12 protein-coding genes and 1 pseudogene are annotated in these 15,971 nt (G+C 73.3%); 8 read left to right on the top strand and 5 right to left on the bottom strand.

Annotated elements, in window-relative coordinates; all coding sequences use genetic code 11:
* Positions 1-3: 3 nt before the first annotated feature.
* The 5 genes from QFZ64_RS33595 (at position 4) to QFZ64_RS33575 (ending at position 5,088) form a co-directional block, all read left to right on the top strand.
* Complete coding sequence (locus tag QFZ64_RS33595) at positions 4-981, top strand: ABC transporter substrate-binding protein (RefSeq protein ID WP_307071250.1); 978 nt, start codon at positions 4-6, stop codon at positions 979-981.
* Complete coding sequence (locus tag QFZ64_RS33590; protein ID WP_307071249.1) at positions 978-1,760, top strand: ABC transporter permease; 783 nt, start codon at positions 978-980, stop codon at positions 1,758-1,760. Before QFZ64_RS33595 ends, QFZ64_RS33590 begins: the two co-directional genes overlap by 4 nt.
* Before the next feature lie 113 nt (positions 1,761-1,873).
* A complete protein-coding gene (locus QFZ64_RS33585; RefSeq protein ID WP_307071248.1) occupies positions 1,874-2,662 on the top strand; it encodes an ABC transporter permease in 789 nt (262 codons plus the stop codon).
* Positions 2,659-4,320 carry a benzoylformate decarboxylase gene (mdlC, locus tag QFZ64_RS33580; protein WP_307071247.1) on the top strand — a complete coding sequence of 554 codons (1,662 nt, stop codon included), beginning with the start codon at positions 2,659-2,661 and terminating at the stop codon, positions 4,318-4,320. The genes QFZ64_RS33585 and mdlC overlap by 4 nt, the downstream gene beginning before the upstream one ends.
* A 9-nt stretch (positions 4,321-4,329) precedes the next feature.
* Complete coding sequence (locus QFZ64_RS33575) at positions 4,330-5,088, top strand: ABC transporter ATP-binding protein (protein WP_307071246.1); 759 nt, start codon at positions 4,330-4,332, stop codon at positions 5,086-5,088.
* A gap of 59 nt (positions 5,089-5,147) precedes the next feature.
* On the opposite strand, the gene QFZ64_RS33570 is transcribed toward QFZ64_RS33575, so the two are convergent.
* Together QFZ64_RS33570 and QFZ64_RS33565 are read right to left on the bottom strand one after the other, a co-directional pair.
* The gene (locus tag QFZ64_RS33570; protein WP_307071245.1) at positions 5,148-6,989 is read right to left on the bottom strand and encodes an arabinofuranosidase catalytic domain-containing protein; all 1,842 of its coding nucleotides are present in this window, start codon (positions 6,987-6,989) and stop codon (positions 5,148-5,150) included.
* Positions 6,990-7,289: 300 nt separating this feature from the next.
* A complete protein-coding gene (locus tag QFZ64_RS33565) occupies positions 7,290-8,186 on the bottom strand; it encodes a DUF305 domain-containing protein (RefSeq protein ID WP_307071244.1) in 897 nt (298 codons plus the stop codon).
* A 320-nt stretch (positions 8,187-8,506) separates the two neighbouring features.
* Here QFZ64_RS33565 and QFZ64_RS33560 point away from each other — a divergent pair, with 320 nt between their 5' ends.
* Both QFZ64_RS33560 and QFZ64_RS33555 read left to right on the top strand, forming a co-directional pair.
* A complete protein-coding gene (locus QFZ64_RS33560; protein WP_307071243.1) occupies positions 8,507-8,980 on the top strand; it encodes a carboxymuconolactone decarboxylase family protein in 474 nt (157 codons plus the stop codon).
* Positions 8,981-9,025: 45 nt separating this feature from the next.
* Positions 9,026-9,496: pseudogene (locus tag QFZ64_RS33555) on the top strand (RNA polymerase subunit sigma-24); the annotation flags it as partial.
* Positions 9,497-9,583: 87 nt separating this feature from the next.
* Here the strand turns inward: QFZ64_RS33555 and QFZ64_RS33550 are convergent.
* The 3 genes from QFZ64_RS33550 to QFZ64_RS33540 all read right to left on the bottom strand — a co-directional run bounded on the left by QFZ64_RS33550 (position 9,584) and on the right by QFZ64_RS33540 (position 14,535).
* Positions 9,584-11,503, bottom strand: coding sequence for an N-acetylmuramoyl-L-alanine amidase (locus QFZ64_RS33550; protein WP_307071241.1), 1,920 nt, complete (start codon positions 11,501-11,503; stop codon positions 9,584-9,586).
* Between the two features lie 156 nt (positions 11,504-11,659).
* Positions 11,660-14,230 (bottom strand): SpoIIE family protein phosphatase, encoded by a 2,571-nt coding sequence (locus tag QFZ64_RS33545; RefSeq protein ID WP_307071240.1) that lies wholly within the window; start codon positions 14,228-14,230, stop codon positions 11,660-11,662.
* Positions 14,231-14,310: 80 nt separating this feature from the next.
* Positions 14,311-14,535 (bottom strand): hypothetical protein, encoded by a 225-nt coding sequence (locus QFZ64_RS33540; RefSeq protein WP_307071239.1) that lies wholly within the window; start codon positions 14,533-14,535, stop codon positions 14,311-14,313.
* A gap of 391 nt (positions 14,536-14,926) precedes the next feature.
* On the opposite strand from QFZ64_RS33540, the gene QFZ64_RS33535 reads away from it, so the two are divergent.
* Positions 14,927-15,952 (top strand): glycoside hydrolase family 11 protein, encoded by a 1,026-nt coding sequence (locus tag QFZ64_RS33535; RefSeq protein WP_307071238.1) that lies wholly within the window; start codon positions 14,927-14,929, stop codon positions 15,950-15,952.
* Positions 15,953-15,971 lie beyond the last annotated feature (19 nt).

The raw sequence follows: 15,971 nt of genomic DNA, 5'->3' as shown, positions 1-15,971 counted from the left end.
TCCATGACGTCACGTCACTTACGGGGAACTCGGGGGAAGCTGGCGGCGGCGACGGTTGCCTGCGCGCTGTCCCTCACCGCCTGCGGCGACGGCGGAGGGGGAAGCGGCTCGGCGTCGTCGGGCGGCCGGGAGAGGATCACGGTGGCGGCCCTGCCGCTGGCGGACGTCGCCGCGCTGTATCTGGCCCGGGACCACGGGCTGTTCACCAAGGAGGGGCTGGACGTCCGCATCCAGCCGGTGCAGCAGAGCATCCAGGCGCTGCCCGCCCTGAAGAACGGCCAGGTCGACGTGATCGCCGGCGCCAACTACGTCACCTTCCTCCAGGCCGACGAGAAGGGCACCCTCGACACCCGCATCGTCAGCGAGGGCATCCGGGTGGCGCCGCACATGATGGACCTGCTGGTGCCGAAGGACTCGCCCGTCAAGAGCGCCGCCGACCTGAAGGGCCGCACGGTCGCGGTCAACATCCTCAACAACATCCAGTCGCTGACGCTCGACGCCATCCTCGACGCGCGCGGCCTGGGGCATCCCGTCTACCGGCAGATCGCCTTCCCGCAGATGGGCCCCGCGCTGCAACGGCACCAGGTCGACGCCGTGCACGCGGTGGAGCCCTTCGACAGCGCCATCCGGGACCAGGTGCACGCACGCGTCCTGCTCGACGGCGGCTCGTCGCCCGTCTCCTCGCTGCCCATCAGCGGCTACCTCTCCACAGGGAAGTACACCGAGGGGCACGCCAAGGCCGTCGCCGCCTTCCAGCGCGCCATCCGCGCCGCCTCGAAGACCGCCGCCGAGGACCCCGACGCCGTACGCGCCGAACTGCTTAAGTACACCGAGGTCACCCCGGCACAGGCGAAGTCGATGGCGCTGCCCGCCTACGCCACCGGCACCGACGTCGCCCGACTGCGCGCGCTCACCGCGCTGATGTCGAAGCACGGCCTGCTGAAGAAGCCGCTCGACCCGGCGACCCTGCTGGTGAAGTGAGCCGGGCGCGGCGGTTCGCCCTCGGCGTGCTCGGCGTCCTGCTCGCCTTCGGGGTGTGCGAGGCGCTGGGCCGCGCCGGGATCGTACGGCGCGCGTACCTCCCTCCGGCCTCGGAGGTGGTGGCGCGGGCCGTCCGGCTGGCGGGCGACCCCGTGTTCCTGGACGGGGTCGGTGCCACCCTGCGCGCCTGGGCTTTCGGGCTGGGCCTGGCCTGCGCGATCGCCGTCCCGCTGGGGCTGTTGCTCGGCACCTCGCCGCTGATCGGCGCCGCCGTGCGGACCCTCGTGGAGTTCCTGCGGCCACTGCCGTCCGTGGCGCTGATCCCGCTCGTCTCACTGCTCCTCGGCACGGGGACCCGCACCGAGGTGGCCCTGATCACCTACGCGTGCGTGTGGCCCGTCCTGTTCAACACGGTGTACGGCCTCGGCGAGGTGGACCCGCTCGCCGAGGAGACCCTGCGCGCCTTCGGCTTCGGGCGGCTCTCAGTGCTGCTGCGCGTGGAGCTGCCCGCCACCGCGCCGTTCGTCGCCGCCGGGGTGCGCATCTCGGCGGCGGTCGCGCTCATCCTGGCGGTGGCCACCGAGCTGCTGTCCGGCTTCGGTGAGGGGCTCGGCATCTTCCTCGCCCAGGCACAGACGGCGACCGACGGCTCCCGTGACGTCCTGGCGGGCGTGGTCTGGGCGGGCGCGCTGGGCCTGGTCCTCAACGGCGTCCTGGTGTGGGCGGAGCGACGGCTGTTCCCGTGGACGCCGGACCACCGCCGGAAGGCGGACACGTGAGCGGCCGGGGCGCACCGCCGGACGGCACTCGCGCGCCGACGGGCCGGGCGGGCACGCCGCCAAACGGCACGGGGAAGCCGTCGCGCGGGGTGCGGGCGGCGCGCCGGGCGGGCGTGTCGCGGGCACTCCTGCTCCGCCTCGGCGTGCCCGTCCTCGCCGCGGGCCTCTGGCAGGCGGTCACCCTCGCCCACCGCAGCGTCTACTTCCCGCCGCCCGTCCGCATCGTCCGGCACGCCCGCGCCCTGTGGTTCTCCGGCCCCGTGCGGCACGCGTTCCTGACCCGCGCCGCGGTCGACGACATCCTGCCCAGCCTCGGCCGGCTGTGCGCCGGGTTCCTGCTCGCCGCCGTCGCCGGGATCGCGCTCGGCATGGCGGTCGGCCGCTCGGAGCGCGCCTACGCCCTGTGCGACCCGGTGCTGCAGTTCGCGCGGGCGGTCCCGCCGCCGGCCCTGGTGCCCGTGTTCGTCGTCGTGTTCGACTTCGGCACCCCGATGCAGCTCGCGTCGATCACGTTCAGCGCCGTCTGGCCGGTGCTGGTCAACACGGCGGAGGGCGCCCGGGCCACGGACCCGCTGCGGCTCGACACGGCGGCGGTGCTGCGGCTGACCGCGCCGGAGCGGCTGTGGTTCCTGCTGCTGCCCTCCGCGCTGCCGCGGATCTTCGCGGGGCTGCGGCTGAGCCTGTCGCTCTGTCTCATCCTGATGGTCTTCTCGGAACTGCTGCCGGGCACCGCGAACGGCATCGGCTTCACCCTCACCGACGCGCAGTCACGCTCGGACCTGCTCACCGTGTGGGCCGTGCTGCTCCTGCTCGGCGCGCTCGGTCATCTGCTCAACACCGGTCTGCTGGCGGTCGAGGGACGACTCCTCGGCGGGGGAAGGAACGGAGAGAGAGGCGTATGAACACATCCGACGGGGCGGCCGGGGCCACCGGCGGACGGCCCGCCTCCAAGCACGGCACCACCGTGCGGGAGGCCGTGCTGGGGTTCCTGCGGGACGCCGGCATGACGACCGTCTTCGGCAACCCGGGCTCGACGGAACTGCGCATGTTCCGCGACTGGCCCGACGACTTCACCTACGTCCTGGGCCTGCAGGAGTCCACGGCCGTCGCCATGGCAGCGGGCCACGCCCTCGGCACCGGGCACGCCACCTTAGTCAGCCTGCACTCGGCCGGTGGCGTCGGCCACTCGCTCGGCGCCGTCTTCAACGCCCACCGCGACCGCGTCCCGCTGGTGATCGTCGCCGGGCAGCAGGCCCGCTCCCTGCTGCGGCTGCGGCCGTTTCTCGGCGCGGACGAACCGGCGCTCTTCCCGCGCCCCTACGTCAAGTTCTCCCGGCAGCCCGAGCGCGCCGCCGACGTGCCCGCCGTGCTCGCCGAGGCGCACCGGATCGCGATGACGCCGCCGCGCGGCCCGGTCTTCGTCTCCGTCCCCGAGGACGACTGGGACCGGCCCGCCGAGCCCGTGCCGCCGCGTACCGTGCACGGTGGTTTCACCGCGGACCCGGACGCCCTGTCCGCGCTGGCCGCCCGCCTGGCCGCGTGCGTCCGCCCCGCACTGGTGGTGGGTCCGGGCGTGGACGACGAGGGGGCGCTGCCGGGGGCCGTCGCGCTCGCCGAGCGGCTGCGGGCGGCGGTGTGGATCAGCCCGCTCTCCGGGCGGTCCGGCTTCCCCGAACGGCATCCGCTCTTCCAGGGGTTCCTGCCGCCGGTCCCCGGCCCGCTGGCCGGCCGGCTCGCCCCGTACGACGTCGTGGTCGCCCTCGGCGCACCGGTGTTCACGTACCACGTCGCCGGCGACGACCCGCCGCTGCGGCCGGGCACCGAACTGTTCCACCTGGACTGCGATCCGGCGCAGGCGGCCTGGCTGCCCGTCGGCACCAGCATCGTCACCACCCTCTCCCCCGCCCTCGCCCGCCTCACCACGCTGCTGGAGCCCGCCGACCGGGAGCCGCCCCCGCCCCGCCCGGCGCCCGGGGCCGCCGAGCCGGGCGACGCGCTCACCGCGGAGTACGTCTTCGACCATCTGCGCTCCCGGCTGCCCCGCGACCGGGTCCTCGTCGAGGAGGCGCCCAGCCACCGCGACGCCTTCCACGCGCGCGTGCCCGTCGACGTCACGGGAGGGTTCCTCACCACCGGCAGCGGGGCGCTCGGCTGGGGACTGCCGCTGGCGGTGGGGCGCGCACTGGCCGACCGGCGGCGCGTCGTGTGCGTGCTCGGCGACGGATCGGCGCTGTACTCGGTCCAGGCGCTGTGGACCGCCGCCCGGTATCGGGCACCTGTCGGCTACGTCGTCCTCGACAACGGCGGCTACGAGGCCGTACGCGGGCTGGGCCGCCGTATCGGCATCGCCCCGGTCCCGGGCACGGACCTCGGCGGCGTCGACTTCTCCGCTCTGGCCGGGGCCTTCGGCTGCCCGGCGGAGTACGCGGAGGACCCCGCCGCCCTGCCTGCCGCCCTGGACCGGCTGCTCGCGCCGGGCGACGGGGACGGCCCACGCCTGCTGCACCTGCGTGTCGCCGCTTTGGGGGCGGCGATGTACAGCGACCCCTGGGCCGGGTGAGCGGCCGGCATGCTCCGCCTCGACTCCGTCGGCCAGCGCTACGGCGACCACCCGGTGCTGCGCGACCTCACCCTCACCGTGCCCGACGGCCAGCTGCTGTGCGTGGCCGGCCCCTCGGGCTGCGGCAAGTCCACGCTGCTGCGCACCCTCGCCGGGCTGCTGCCCGCGGCGGAGGGCACGGTCAGCCTGGACGGGACGCCGGTCACCGGGGTCCCCGACCGGCTGGCGGTCGTCTTCCAGGACTACGGCCGCTCGCTGCTGCCCTGGCTGACGGTCCTCGACAATGTCGCCCTGCCGCTGCGCCGCCGGAGCCTGCGCCGGGCCGAGCGGCGTGCCGAGGCCGCGCGCATGCTGGAGCGGGTCGGCCTGGCCGGCACCGCCCGGCGCCACCCCTGGCAGCTCTCCGGCGGGATGCAGCAACGTGTGGCGCTGGCACGGGCGTTGGTGTGCCGGCCGGCCCTGCTCCTGCTGGACGAGCCGTTCGGCTCCCTGGACGCGCAGACCCGGGAGGACCTGGAGGATCTGCTGCGGGAGGTGCACCGCGCCGAGGGCACGACGACGGTCCTGGTCACCCACGACATCGACGAGAGCGTCTACGTGGGCGACCGGGTGGTGGTCCTCTCTCCCGGTCCCGCCGCCCATGTCGTCCTCGACCTCCCGGTCGAACTCCCCGTGGAACGAGAGCAGATCACCACCCGCGGCTGCGACGCGTTCGTCGCGCTGCGGGCGAAGGTGGGCCGGGCGGTGCGCGCGGGGGCCGGCGGCTGAACGCGCGGAGGGGTACGGCACCCGAGCGGTGCCGTACCCCCGTGCCGTACCCGCGGCCGTCAGCCCAGTGCGAACTTCTGCGCGGCGGAGCCGTTGCAGTCGTGGATCTGCAGCCGGGTCCCGTTGCCCGTGGTCCCGTTGGGCGAGTCGAGGCAGCGGCCGGACTGCGGGTTGCGCAGCGAACCGTCCGCCTGCTGCACCCACTTCTGACCGCCCACCCCGTTGCAGTCGTACAGCTCCAGCTTGGCGTCGTTCGCCGTGCCGTTGCCCTCGATGTCCAGGCACCGGCCGAGCGTGCGGAGCGAGGAGTCGGAGGCGTGGTACCAGTGCTGGTCGACGGCCCAGGTCTGGCAGTCCCAGAGCTGGACGGCGGTGCCGTTGACCCCGGTGTCGTCGGCGGCGACGTCGACGCACTTGCCGCCCGGTCCGGCGACCGGGGCGCCGGCGTTCACCGAGAACTTCTGCGCGGCGGAGCCGTTGCAGTCGTGGATCTGCAGCCGGGTCCCGTTGCCGGTGGCGCCGTTGGGCGAGTCGAGGCAGCGGCCGGACTGCGGGTTGCGCAGCGAACCGTCCGCCTGCTGCACCCACTTCTGACCGCCCACCCCGTTGCAGTCGTACAGCTCCAGCTTGGCGTCGTTCGCCGAACTGTTGCCGACGACGTCCAGGCACCGGCCGATCGTGGAGAGGGAGCCGTCGGGGTTGTGGGTCCAGTGCTGGTCCTCCGCGTAGGACTGGCAGTCCCAGAGCTGCACGGCGGCGCCGTTCACCCCGGTGTCGTCGGCCGCCACGTCGACGCACTTGCCGCCGGGCCCGGTGACCGTGCCCTGGGGGCCGTTGGGCACGCTGGTCTGGCCGGAGTAGCCGACGGAGACGACGTTCGCCTGGACGGCGTTCTCGACGGCGTCGGTCGGGTAGCCCGAGACCATCGCGCCCTCGAAGAAGGTGCCCATGTTCCAGTTGCTGTTGTCGCCGCCGGTGCCCAGGATGATGCCGCCCTCCTGCTGCATGGGCTTGTAGCCGCCGCGGGTGGGCAGGCCGCCGTCCCACCAGGTGGTCAGCCCGCCGGACTGCGAGTTGCCGCCCTTGAGCGCGTACCGGGTCTGCCCGTTGTTCTTGAGCACGGCCGTGACGTACGTGCTGTTGTTGCCGCGGTTGGCGGTGTTGGAGCCGTTGTCGCCCTGGAACATGCCGTTCTCCAGGTCGGCCTCGACCCAGGGGCCGGAACCGGTGCAGGGCGCGAAGTAGCAGGTGGTCGCGATGGACACGGCGTCCATGTGCCCGTTGCCGGTGTCGGCCGGGGTGCTCTCGGCGTTGCCGTAGTCGAAGCAGCAGGCGGAGCCGACGTGGGTACCGCTGGCCACCATGTAGACGCCCTCGGGCTGCCCGTTGACGGCGACCCCGGAGGCGGCGCCGGTGGAGCGGTAGCCGACGCCGGGCGAGGTGAAGATGCCGTACACCTTGTGGCCGCCCGCGGTGACGGCGAGTTCGCTCGCGTCCGCGCCGCGGTCCGCGCCCATGCCGGCGGTGCCCGCGGGGCCGGGGTTCAGGTCGTTGTGGCGCGAGGTCTGGTCGTAGATCTTGGTGATGCGGCAGCTCGTGCCGCCGCAGAAGGTGTCCTGGCGCTGGGCGTCGGCGTAACCGCCCGGCGCCAGCAGCCCGATGTCGGTGGCGGCGCCGTCCGAGACGCGGGTGACCCGGTAGAGCGGGCCGTTGTACGAGGAGAAGAGGGCGCGCACTGTGCTGTGCGCGGCGACACACGGTGTGCCGGCGTCGCCGTAGAGGTCACACGGCAGTGAGCCGGCGGCCTGGGCCGCACCGGGGAGGCCGACCAGGGCGCCGAGGGCGAGCCCGAGGGCTGCGAGGAGCGACAGCAGCCGCCCGCGCGTTCTGGATCCGAGCATGACAATAGATCTTGTACCGTGCACGGCGCACTCCTCGAGGAAGGTGGGGAGAAGCTTCCAACGGGCAGGCTTCCAGGCCGAATTCACGCACCTGTGACCGTTGCGGAACGTACGCGCGGCGGTTGTTCTCGTCAAGATTTGTTGCTTTGGGCTTGCACAAACATTTGCATGTGTCTTGAATTGTTTGGCTTCGACGGGTCGTACCACGAGGCGGCACCCGGCCCGCGCCCCGGCCCACGCGGAAGCCGGGGTACGGGCCCGGGTACGGACCTCGGCCACGGGCCTGGGCCGCGGTGACGCTCAGCCCCGCCGTACGGCGGCCGCGCGCCTGCGGCGTGCCAGGGTCAGGCCGAGGCCCGCGCCGCACGCGAGCAGCGCGGCGCCGGCCACCGCGGGCAGGGCGGCCGACGCCTGGGTGCCACCGGCCCCGGCGTGTGCCGTCCCCCGGGGCATCCGCGTCGCCGGCGCGGGCAGCGTTCCCCGCTCCTGGGCGTCGGCGACCTGACCGGTCAGCCAGCCGATCAGTTCCGTGATCCCGGCGAGCTGGGAGGTCATGCCGGAGGCTGCCGCCGCGCGCAGCTCCGGGTGCGTGGCGCGCACCTGCGCTGCGGGGAACTCGACGGCGGCGGCGGAGTCCAGGGACACCATCCGGCGCGCGAACTCGGTGTCGAAGTTCTTGCCCTTGTCGACCCCGCGCAGGTCCTCCACCATCCGTGTCATGCCCTCCCGCAGGGCGGTCATCGCCTTGCGGGCCCCGGCCGGCGCCTTCCGCGTGGCCTGTTCCGGCGTCATGCCGTACCAGTCACGCAGCCACTTCGCGCCCTGGTCGGCCTGCTTCTCCTGGTCGGTGACCATGGTCCTGGCCCGGTCCCGGACGGCGGTGTCGGCACCGCGCTCGACCTCCAGCTTCGCCATGTCGACGACAGCCCGATGGTGGGCGACGAGCTGGGCGAGGAACGTCGTCTCGAGCTGCTCCACGTCCAGGGACGCCAGGATGCGGCCGAGTTCGTAGGCCATGGGGTCGGCCGGCATCGCCGCGCCGCCCCCGGTGTCACCACCGGGCGGGGTCGGGCCGCCGTGCGGGGCCGCGACGACGGTGACGCCGGGCGCGCTCCACGCCGCCGCACCGCCCGTGAGAACCAGGGTCGCCGTACACGTCGCCATCACCGTGACGCGCCGGACAAGGGATATCGCCACTTCCGAGAACCTTCCGCCGGGCCGGCGCGGGGAGAGCTCCCGTGCGCGGGCGGGATGGGAGAGGAGAGACGGACCGGACACCGGCCCGGAGCCACGCCCCGCCACCCGGGAAGGATGCGCGCAGGGCGACGGGCTCGTCACCGAACGTACGCACGCCGCCCCGGTCCCGCCCGCCCACGGCGCCCATTCGGGAGAGGCGGCGGGAGGGGGACCACGCGGGAGAACGGCGAACGGCGCGGCCTTCCTCCGGGGGCGTGTCACGTCCCGTCGGCCTGTCCGGTCAAGCGTGCGTAACCCGCTCAATCGCTCAGGAGATCGTCATGGAATCGCGGCTCGACTTCTTCGGCAGTGCCCTCGGCGGCAAGGTGCTCAGGCACATCAACTCGGCCGGCCGGGTGGCCTCGGAATCGGGGTTGCCGGCCGCCACCCAGGAACTGGTGAAGATCCGTGCCAGCCAGATCAACGGGTGCGGTTTCTGCACCGACATGCACACCAAGGACGCCACCGCCGCCGGTGAGACCCCGGTGCGCCTCAACCTGGTCGCCGTCTGGCGCGAGGCCACGGTCTTCACCGAGGCGGAGCGAGCCGCGCTGGAGCTGACGGAGCAGGGCACGCGGCTGGCCGACGCCTCCGGCGGTGTCTCCGACGAGGTGTGGGCGAACGCGGCCAAGCACTACGACGAGGAGCAACTGGTGGCGCTGCTCTCGCTCATCGCGGTCATCAACGCCTACAACCGCATCAATGTGATCAACCAGCAACCGGCCGGCGACTACCAGCCCGGCCGGTTCGGCTGAGTCGCCCGCGCCGGTGAGGGCGGGGGCGGCATTGCCATGAGCGCGGTCGCGGAGATCCTGGAGATCAGCGAGGCGGGCGCCCACCAGTTGGTGAGCCGGGCACGCCGTCACCTGGCCGCCGAGCGCAGGAAGCAGGCGAGTCCGGCGGAGCACCGGCGGCTGCTTGAGGTGTTCCTGAACGCGACGCGCACGGGTGACGTGGCGGCGCTGGAGCAGGTCCTCACCGCCGACGTCGTGCACTGCTCCGACGGTGGTGGCATCCGCAACGCGGCCCGTGTCCCGGTCGGCGGGCGGACGCGGGTGGCGAAGGTGCTCGTGGCCTTCGCACCGCGGTTCTGGGACGACGTCGAGGTGCGGTGGGTCGAGGCCAACGGCCGTCCCGCCGTGCTGGTCCCGTCCGGCGGTACGGCGACGGCACTGCTGTCCGCCGACGTCTCGGCGGGGGGCATCGACCGGCTCATGCGGATGCTCAACCCGGAGAAGCTGGCGCCGTTCGTGGCGTCGCTGGACGGCTGAGGAACGACCCGGGCCCCTCACCCCGCTCATGCGGCGGAGTGAGGGGCCCGGTCCGTGTCGGCCGGGGGTCGGCCAGGGGTGCGGCCGTCACCGGTCCGCGGTCACGTCCCCCTCGTACACCAGCGCCGTGCGGTGGTTGTACTGGATGGTGTACATCTTCTTGCCGCCGGTGACGACGCGTCCGCCGGAGGGGAAGTAGTCGTCGGTGGGCTCGGCCTGCGCGGTGGCCACGTAGGCCTGGCCGGGCGGCACCTGGTAGGCGCTCAGCGGGGCCTGGGTGGAGGGCGAGAGGCCGTCGGGGTACTCGCCGGCGTCCGGGTAGCTCGTCCCGTACACCGCCGCCGGCGAGGTGCCGGCCGCGCCGACCAGGGTCACGCCGGGGGCGGGGGTGGTGTTGCAGCCGTGCGGGTTGTAAAACCACACCTTGGCGCCGCTGAACCAGATCGCCGTCCAGTCGCCCTGCCGGTCGGCGACGACGAACTGCTGCCCGGCCTGTGCGGTGCCGCCCCAGTCGTTGACGCGGTCGGTGCCGACGCCGTCCGCGTGCAGGGCCTGGTCGCCGAAGAGCGGCGCGGTGTCGCTGGGCGCGGTGCGCAGGTACACGAAGTTCGACGGCTGGGTCCGCTCGGTGCACTCCGGCGTGTTCCCCGTGGGGTCGTCGGACGGACACACCCGCACGGTCTGCTCGTTGTGCGCGTAGTCCGGCGTGATCGTCACGGCCGTGCCGACCGGACCCACACCGTGCCTGCCGTCCACCGGGGCCTTGAGCAGGCGCATGAAGCGCCCCCAGTCCCAGGACGGACCCGGGTCCCAGTGCATGCCGGAGACGAGGGCGGAGCTGGGCCCGGCCACGTTGTCGTGGCCGACGATGTGCTGCCGGTCCAGGGGGATGTCGAAGCGGCCGGCCAGATACCTGACGAGTGCGGCGCTGGTCTCGTACTCGGTCTCGGTGTACCAGGTGCCCCCGGCGGCGGCGTATCCCTCGTGCTCGATGCCGAGCGAGTGCATGTTGACCGAGTAGTTGCCCGCGTGGAAGGAGAGGTCCTTGGTGGGCACCATCTGGGTCACGGCGCCGTCCGAGGAGCGGATGACGTAGTGCGCCGAACCGCCGCCCGGCTGCTGGAAGGCGTTGACGGCCGACTCGTAGGAGGACTCGGTGTCGTGGATGACGATCGAGTCGATGCGGATGCCGTTGGCCGGCCGGTTCGAGACCTGGCCGTTGGCGGACGCCGCCGGGACGAAGGAGCAGTCGAGCTCCGGCGGGCACTCGGTGCCGGCGGCCGTCGTCGTCCTCTTCAGGTGCAGCGAGGCCAGTTGGCCGGTGGCGGGCCGGACGTCCGGGGCGGCGGGCAGGCGTACGCGCTGTCCGTCCCCGGTCTTCTCCTCGGCGCCCTCGCCGATCGTGGCGAACACCCGGTCGGCGAAGGCACGGGCGGCGCGCTCCTCCCGGGAGCCGCTGTAACGGGCCACGGCGGCGTACCACTTGCCGGGGTCCGCCGGGGTGCCGCCGACGGTGTCCTTCGCGTAGGAGGCGAGCAGGGCCGCGCCGCCCCGGATGTTGGCCTCCTGGTCCTCGCGCAGCGCGCCGGACGACAGGCCGGTCAGGTCGGCCGCCGCACCGAGGGTGTGCAGGGCGGGGTCGGCGGTCATCTTCTCGACGTCGGCGCGGCCGGCGGCCCCCGCGTCGCCCCCGGCCATCATGGTCGGCGTCACGTCCGTCAGGTGCATGAGACCGTAGCCGCCGCTGGTGCTGTGCTCCCCCTCCGGCGCCTCCCACGCGGACTCGTGGTAGGCGACGGCGAGGAGGACCGGCAGGGGGACGTGGTACTCGGCCGCGGCCCGCGCGAAGGCGCTCTGGCGGGCGGAGTCCGCGCTCCGCGCCGACGCGTTCGCCGGTCCCGCGGAGGACGCGAGGGCGAGGGGCGGGGCTGTGGCGAGTCCCGCCGCGGCCAGCAGGCCCGCGGTGACGGTCAGGGACAGCCGCCGACGCGGCTTGCGCTCATGCACTTGCGATACCTGGCTTCCGTGCGCTCGTGGGGGATCGCGCGCCGTCGCCGTCACATCGCGCACGTGAACACGTGGGCAGGACAGGGCTGTTGGCGCGCCAGGGACTGTACACGCCCGGCCCCGGTCCCTGCCGCACCGACGGGCCCACGCGTCCGCTCAGTCGGCGTCCGCCAGGGAGAGGAGGGCCGCCGCGACCGTGTCCTGCGTCGGCGTCAGCGGCTGTTCGGTCCAGATGGTCTTGCCGTGGGAGGTGAACCGGCTGCCCCACCGCTCGGCCAGCACACTGACCAGTTGCAGGCCCCGGCCGCCCTCGTCGGTCTCGGAGGCACGCCTGATCCGCGGCATGGTGAGGCTGGCGTCGCTGACCTCGCACACCAGGGCGCCGGTGCGCAGCAGACGGAAACCGATGGGCCCCTTGGCGTGTCGCACCACGTTGCCGACGAGTTCGCTGGCCAGCAGTTCCGTCGTGACGGTCAGCTCGTCCAGGTGCCAGGTCGCCAGCTGCTCGCGCACGTGCTTGCGGGCCTCGCCGGCCGCCCGGGGGCCGTCGGGCAGCCGCCAGGACGCCACGTCCGCCCGGGGCAGCGCGTGCAGGCATGCCACCAGCAGCGCGGCGTCGTCGGTGACGGGCTGCCCGCCGGGCAGGAGCCGTCCGACGAGATGGTCCGCGAGCCGGCCGAGGTCGCCGCGGTCGGCGTGCTCCACGAGGCGGGCGAGTGCGACCATGCCCTCGTCGATGTCCCGCCGCGCCGACTCGACCAGGCCGTCGGTGTACAGGAGCAGCAGGGTGCCGGCCGGCAGCACCAGTTCCGCCGTCTCGAAGGGGGGCCGGGCTCCGCCGAGCGGCGGGTTGTCGGGGACGTCCGGGTAGCCGGCGCGGCCGTCCGGGTGCACCACCAGCGGGGGCGGGTGGCCGGCCCGGACCACGGTGCAGGTCCCGGTGGTGGCGTCGTACAGGGCGTACAGGCAGGTGGCGTACGCGTCGGGGCCGATGTCCGAGACGATGTCGTTGAGGTGGCCCATGAGTTCGTCCGGCGGCAGCTCGAGGGCGGCCAGAGTGTGCGTCGCGGTGCGCAGCCGGCCCATCGTGGCCGCCTCGGACAGTCCGTGCCCCATCACGTCCCCGCACACCAGGGCGACCCGGCCGGCCGAGAGCGGGATGAGGTCGTACCAGTCGCCGCCGACGTCAGAGCCCTGTCCGGCGGGCACGTAGCGGGCCACAGCGGTCACCTCGCGCAGGTGGGGCAGGTGCCGGGGCAGCAGGTCGCGCTGCAGCTCACGGGCGCGGGTGAGCTCGGCATCGGACAGCCGGGCCCGCTCCAGCGCCTGGGCCACCAGGGCGCTGACTGTGAGGAGCAGGGTGCGTTCCTCGGGGGTGAGGCGGCGTTCGGTGTCGAACGCCACGACGCAGACGCCGAAGGTGCGCCCCGAGGCGGTCAGCGGCAGGAACGCCCAGGCGTGCTTGGTGCTGGGCGGCCGGTCGCCGTACGGGTTGTCGGCCATCCACTCCTCACGGGACGCGTAGAACAGCGGCTCGTCGCGCAGGAGTGCCCGTTCGGCGGGCAGACGGCCGGTCATGGGCAGGCCGCGGGGGCCTCCCATGTGCTCCAGGAAGGCGCGGGGATAGCCCACGGACCCTATGTACGCGAGTCGGTCGTCCTCGCGGACGAGGACGAGCAGGCCCTGTGCGGCGAAGGGCGGCAGCACGCGCGCGGCCACGGCCTCGACCACGTCCTTCGGGGTGCGGGCGGCGGCCAGCGCGGTGGTCAGCTCGGCGGTCCTGCGGGCCCGTTCCGCGGAGTCGCGGATGGCGGCGACCTCGTCGGCCTGGCGGACCCGCCAGGGGGGCACCTCCATGACGTGCACGACCGCTCCCTCCGACACGGGCAGCACCCGTACGTGGTGGCAGCGGCCGGTGGCGGGCAGCACGGCGTCGAAGCCGACGGCGCGTCCTCGGGCGGCGGCGAGACGGCAGCGTTCCTCGGCGTCCGGTGTCTGCCAGGGGCCGGGCTCCCGCCACAGGACCCGGTCGGCGGCGGCCTCGTCCGGGTGGCCGAGCAGCGCGCGGGCGGCGGGGTTGGCCGCGGTCACCCGCCAGGCGGTGTCGACGCGGAGGACGGCGTCCTCCGCGTTCCAGAGCGCGCGGGCCAGCTCACCCGCCCCGGCCGGCAAGAGATCCGCGGAGCCGGCGAGGGGCGGCCCGGGGGCGGGGGCCGCCGGGTCCGGGAACGGCCGGGCGGTGAGCCGGTCGCGGACCCAGCCTGCGACCTGCCGCAGGAACCACCAGTCGTCGGGCGAGGGCTGCGAGTGGCGGCCGGTCAGCAGGGTCAGCACGCCGACGCTCTCCCCTGCGCCTTCCCTCCCGTCCTCCCCCGCGCGTTCCCTGGCGCCGTGCAGCGGGACGGCGGCGCGCCCGGCCGAGCCGGCCGGCGGCACGACGGCGTCGGTCGGCCTGCTGCCCGGCGGGTCCCACGCGCACCCGTCGCAGGCCACCGCGCGCGCCGTCGCGGAGGCGCTGTCACCGGGGAGCACCTCCCAGGCCCGTACGGACACCGCGGGCAGGCCCGCCGAGGACACCAGGTGGAGCTCTCCCCCGCTGCCGCGCACATGGACGCACCCGCCCAGCGCGCCCAGTTCCGCCATGGCGTGCTGCAGGGCGAGCCGGAGGACGTCACTGTCGGTGACACTGTCGTCGGCGGCGCGCAGGAAATCCAGACGACTGATCACCAGCCCAATATAGGCGCGCCAGGCGTTACGGACCTTTCGGGCGGACCGACGGGCGGGCGGAGCCAAAGCCCCGAGGGGGCTCAGAACAACCGGTCCTGTTCGACGCGGGCGCCGCGGCGCCTGGCGGGCCGGCGTGCGGCGGGCCGGATGGGCGCCTCGTCACCGAAGAGGGGCGCGGTGCCGTACTCGTCGGGCTCGGCCGGCACGGGGGTGGGTCCGGTGCCCACGTTCAGGCACAGCGGCGCGTCCCGGTCGAAGTCGCCGGGCGTCATGGCCGTCCACTCCCGGTCCCGATGCTCGCTCACCGCGCTCCTCCGCCCCCGCCCGCGTTCTCACCCCCATCGTTCCCTGCTCTTCCCGGTTCACCTGCACCGGCCCCCGGACGACACGCGGCGACACAGAAAAGCGCGTCACGGTGACGTACGCGAGCTTCGAAAGTTTCGCATACGGTTGATCAATACCCAGGCGATACCCCGCAGCTTTAAGTATGACTTTCCAGGTAGCGACCTCGCCGCAAGACGTGACCAGCACTTACTCCGTTCACGCAATCCCGAAACTCTCGAACGTTTCGTCAGGGCACCCGAAACTATTGACAGTTGACAGGGGCAAGCCAACACTGTTCGCCGTTGAGAGCCCCACGGGCCGTGCCGGCGCCGCCCGCCCCCCACCAGCCACTCCCCAGGAGGAAGCACGGACATGAACGCGCTCGTACATCCGAGAGGCCGCACAGCCGGCCGCCTCACCCTGCTGGTCAGGGCAGCCTGGGCCGTCGCCCTGGCCGCCGTGGCCTCGCTGATGCTGTCCGGCACCGCGAGTGCCGACACGATCACCTCCAACCAGACCGGGACCAGCGGCGGTTACTTCTACTCGTTCTGGACCGACAGCCCGGGCACCGTCTCCATGAACACCGGGTCCGGCGGGAACTACAGCACGTCCTGGCGCAACACGGGCAACTTCGTCGCGGGCAAGGGCTGGAGCAACGGCAGCCGCAGGGCCGTCAACTACTCCGGCAGCTTCAACCCGTCCGGCAACGCGTACCTCTCGCTCTACGGCTGGACGTCGAACCCGCTCGTCGAGTACTACATCGTCGACAACTGGGGCACCTTCCGGCCCACCGGCACCTACAAGGGCACGGTCACCAGTGACGGCGGTACGTACGACATCTACGAGACGACCCGCGTCAACGCCCCCTCCATCGAGGGCGACAACAAGACGTTCAACCAGTACTGGAGCGTCCGGCAGTCCAAGCGCACCGGCGGCACCATCACCACCGGCAACCACTTCGACGCCTGGCAGGCCCATGGCATGCCGATGGGCAGCTTCAACCACTACATGATCCTCGCGACCGAGGGCTACCAGAGCAGCGGCAACTCCAACATCACGGTGGACGACACCGGTTCGGGTGGAGGCGGCGGTGGCGGTGGCGGTGGCGGAGGAGGTGGTGGCGGTGGGAACGGCGGTTGCACCGCCACCCTGTCCGCCGGCGACAAGTGGAGCGACCGCTACAACCTGAACGTCGCGGTGAGCGGCTCCAGCAACTGGACCGTCACCATGAACGTCCCCTCCCCCGCGAAGATCCTCTCCACCTGGAACATCAGCGCCTCCTACCCCAGCTCCCAGGTACTGACCGCCAAGCCGAACGGCAGCGGCAACAACTGGGGCGTCACCATCCAGACCAACGGCAACTGGACCTGGCCGACGGTCAGTTGCAGCGCGAGCTGACCGCGACGGCACGAGAGGA

The organism is Streptomyces sp. B3I8, assembly GCF_030816915.1.
In the GTDB taxonomy this organism is placed as follows: Bacteria; Actinomycetota; Actinomycetes; order Streptomycetales; family Streptomycetaceae; genus Streptomyces.
Note: the sequence above shows the minus strand (reverse complement) of the source record. Positions and strands in the feature narration are given on the sequence as shown.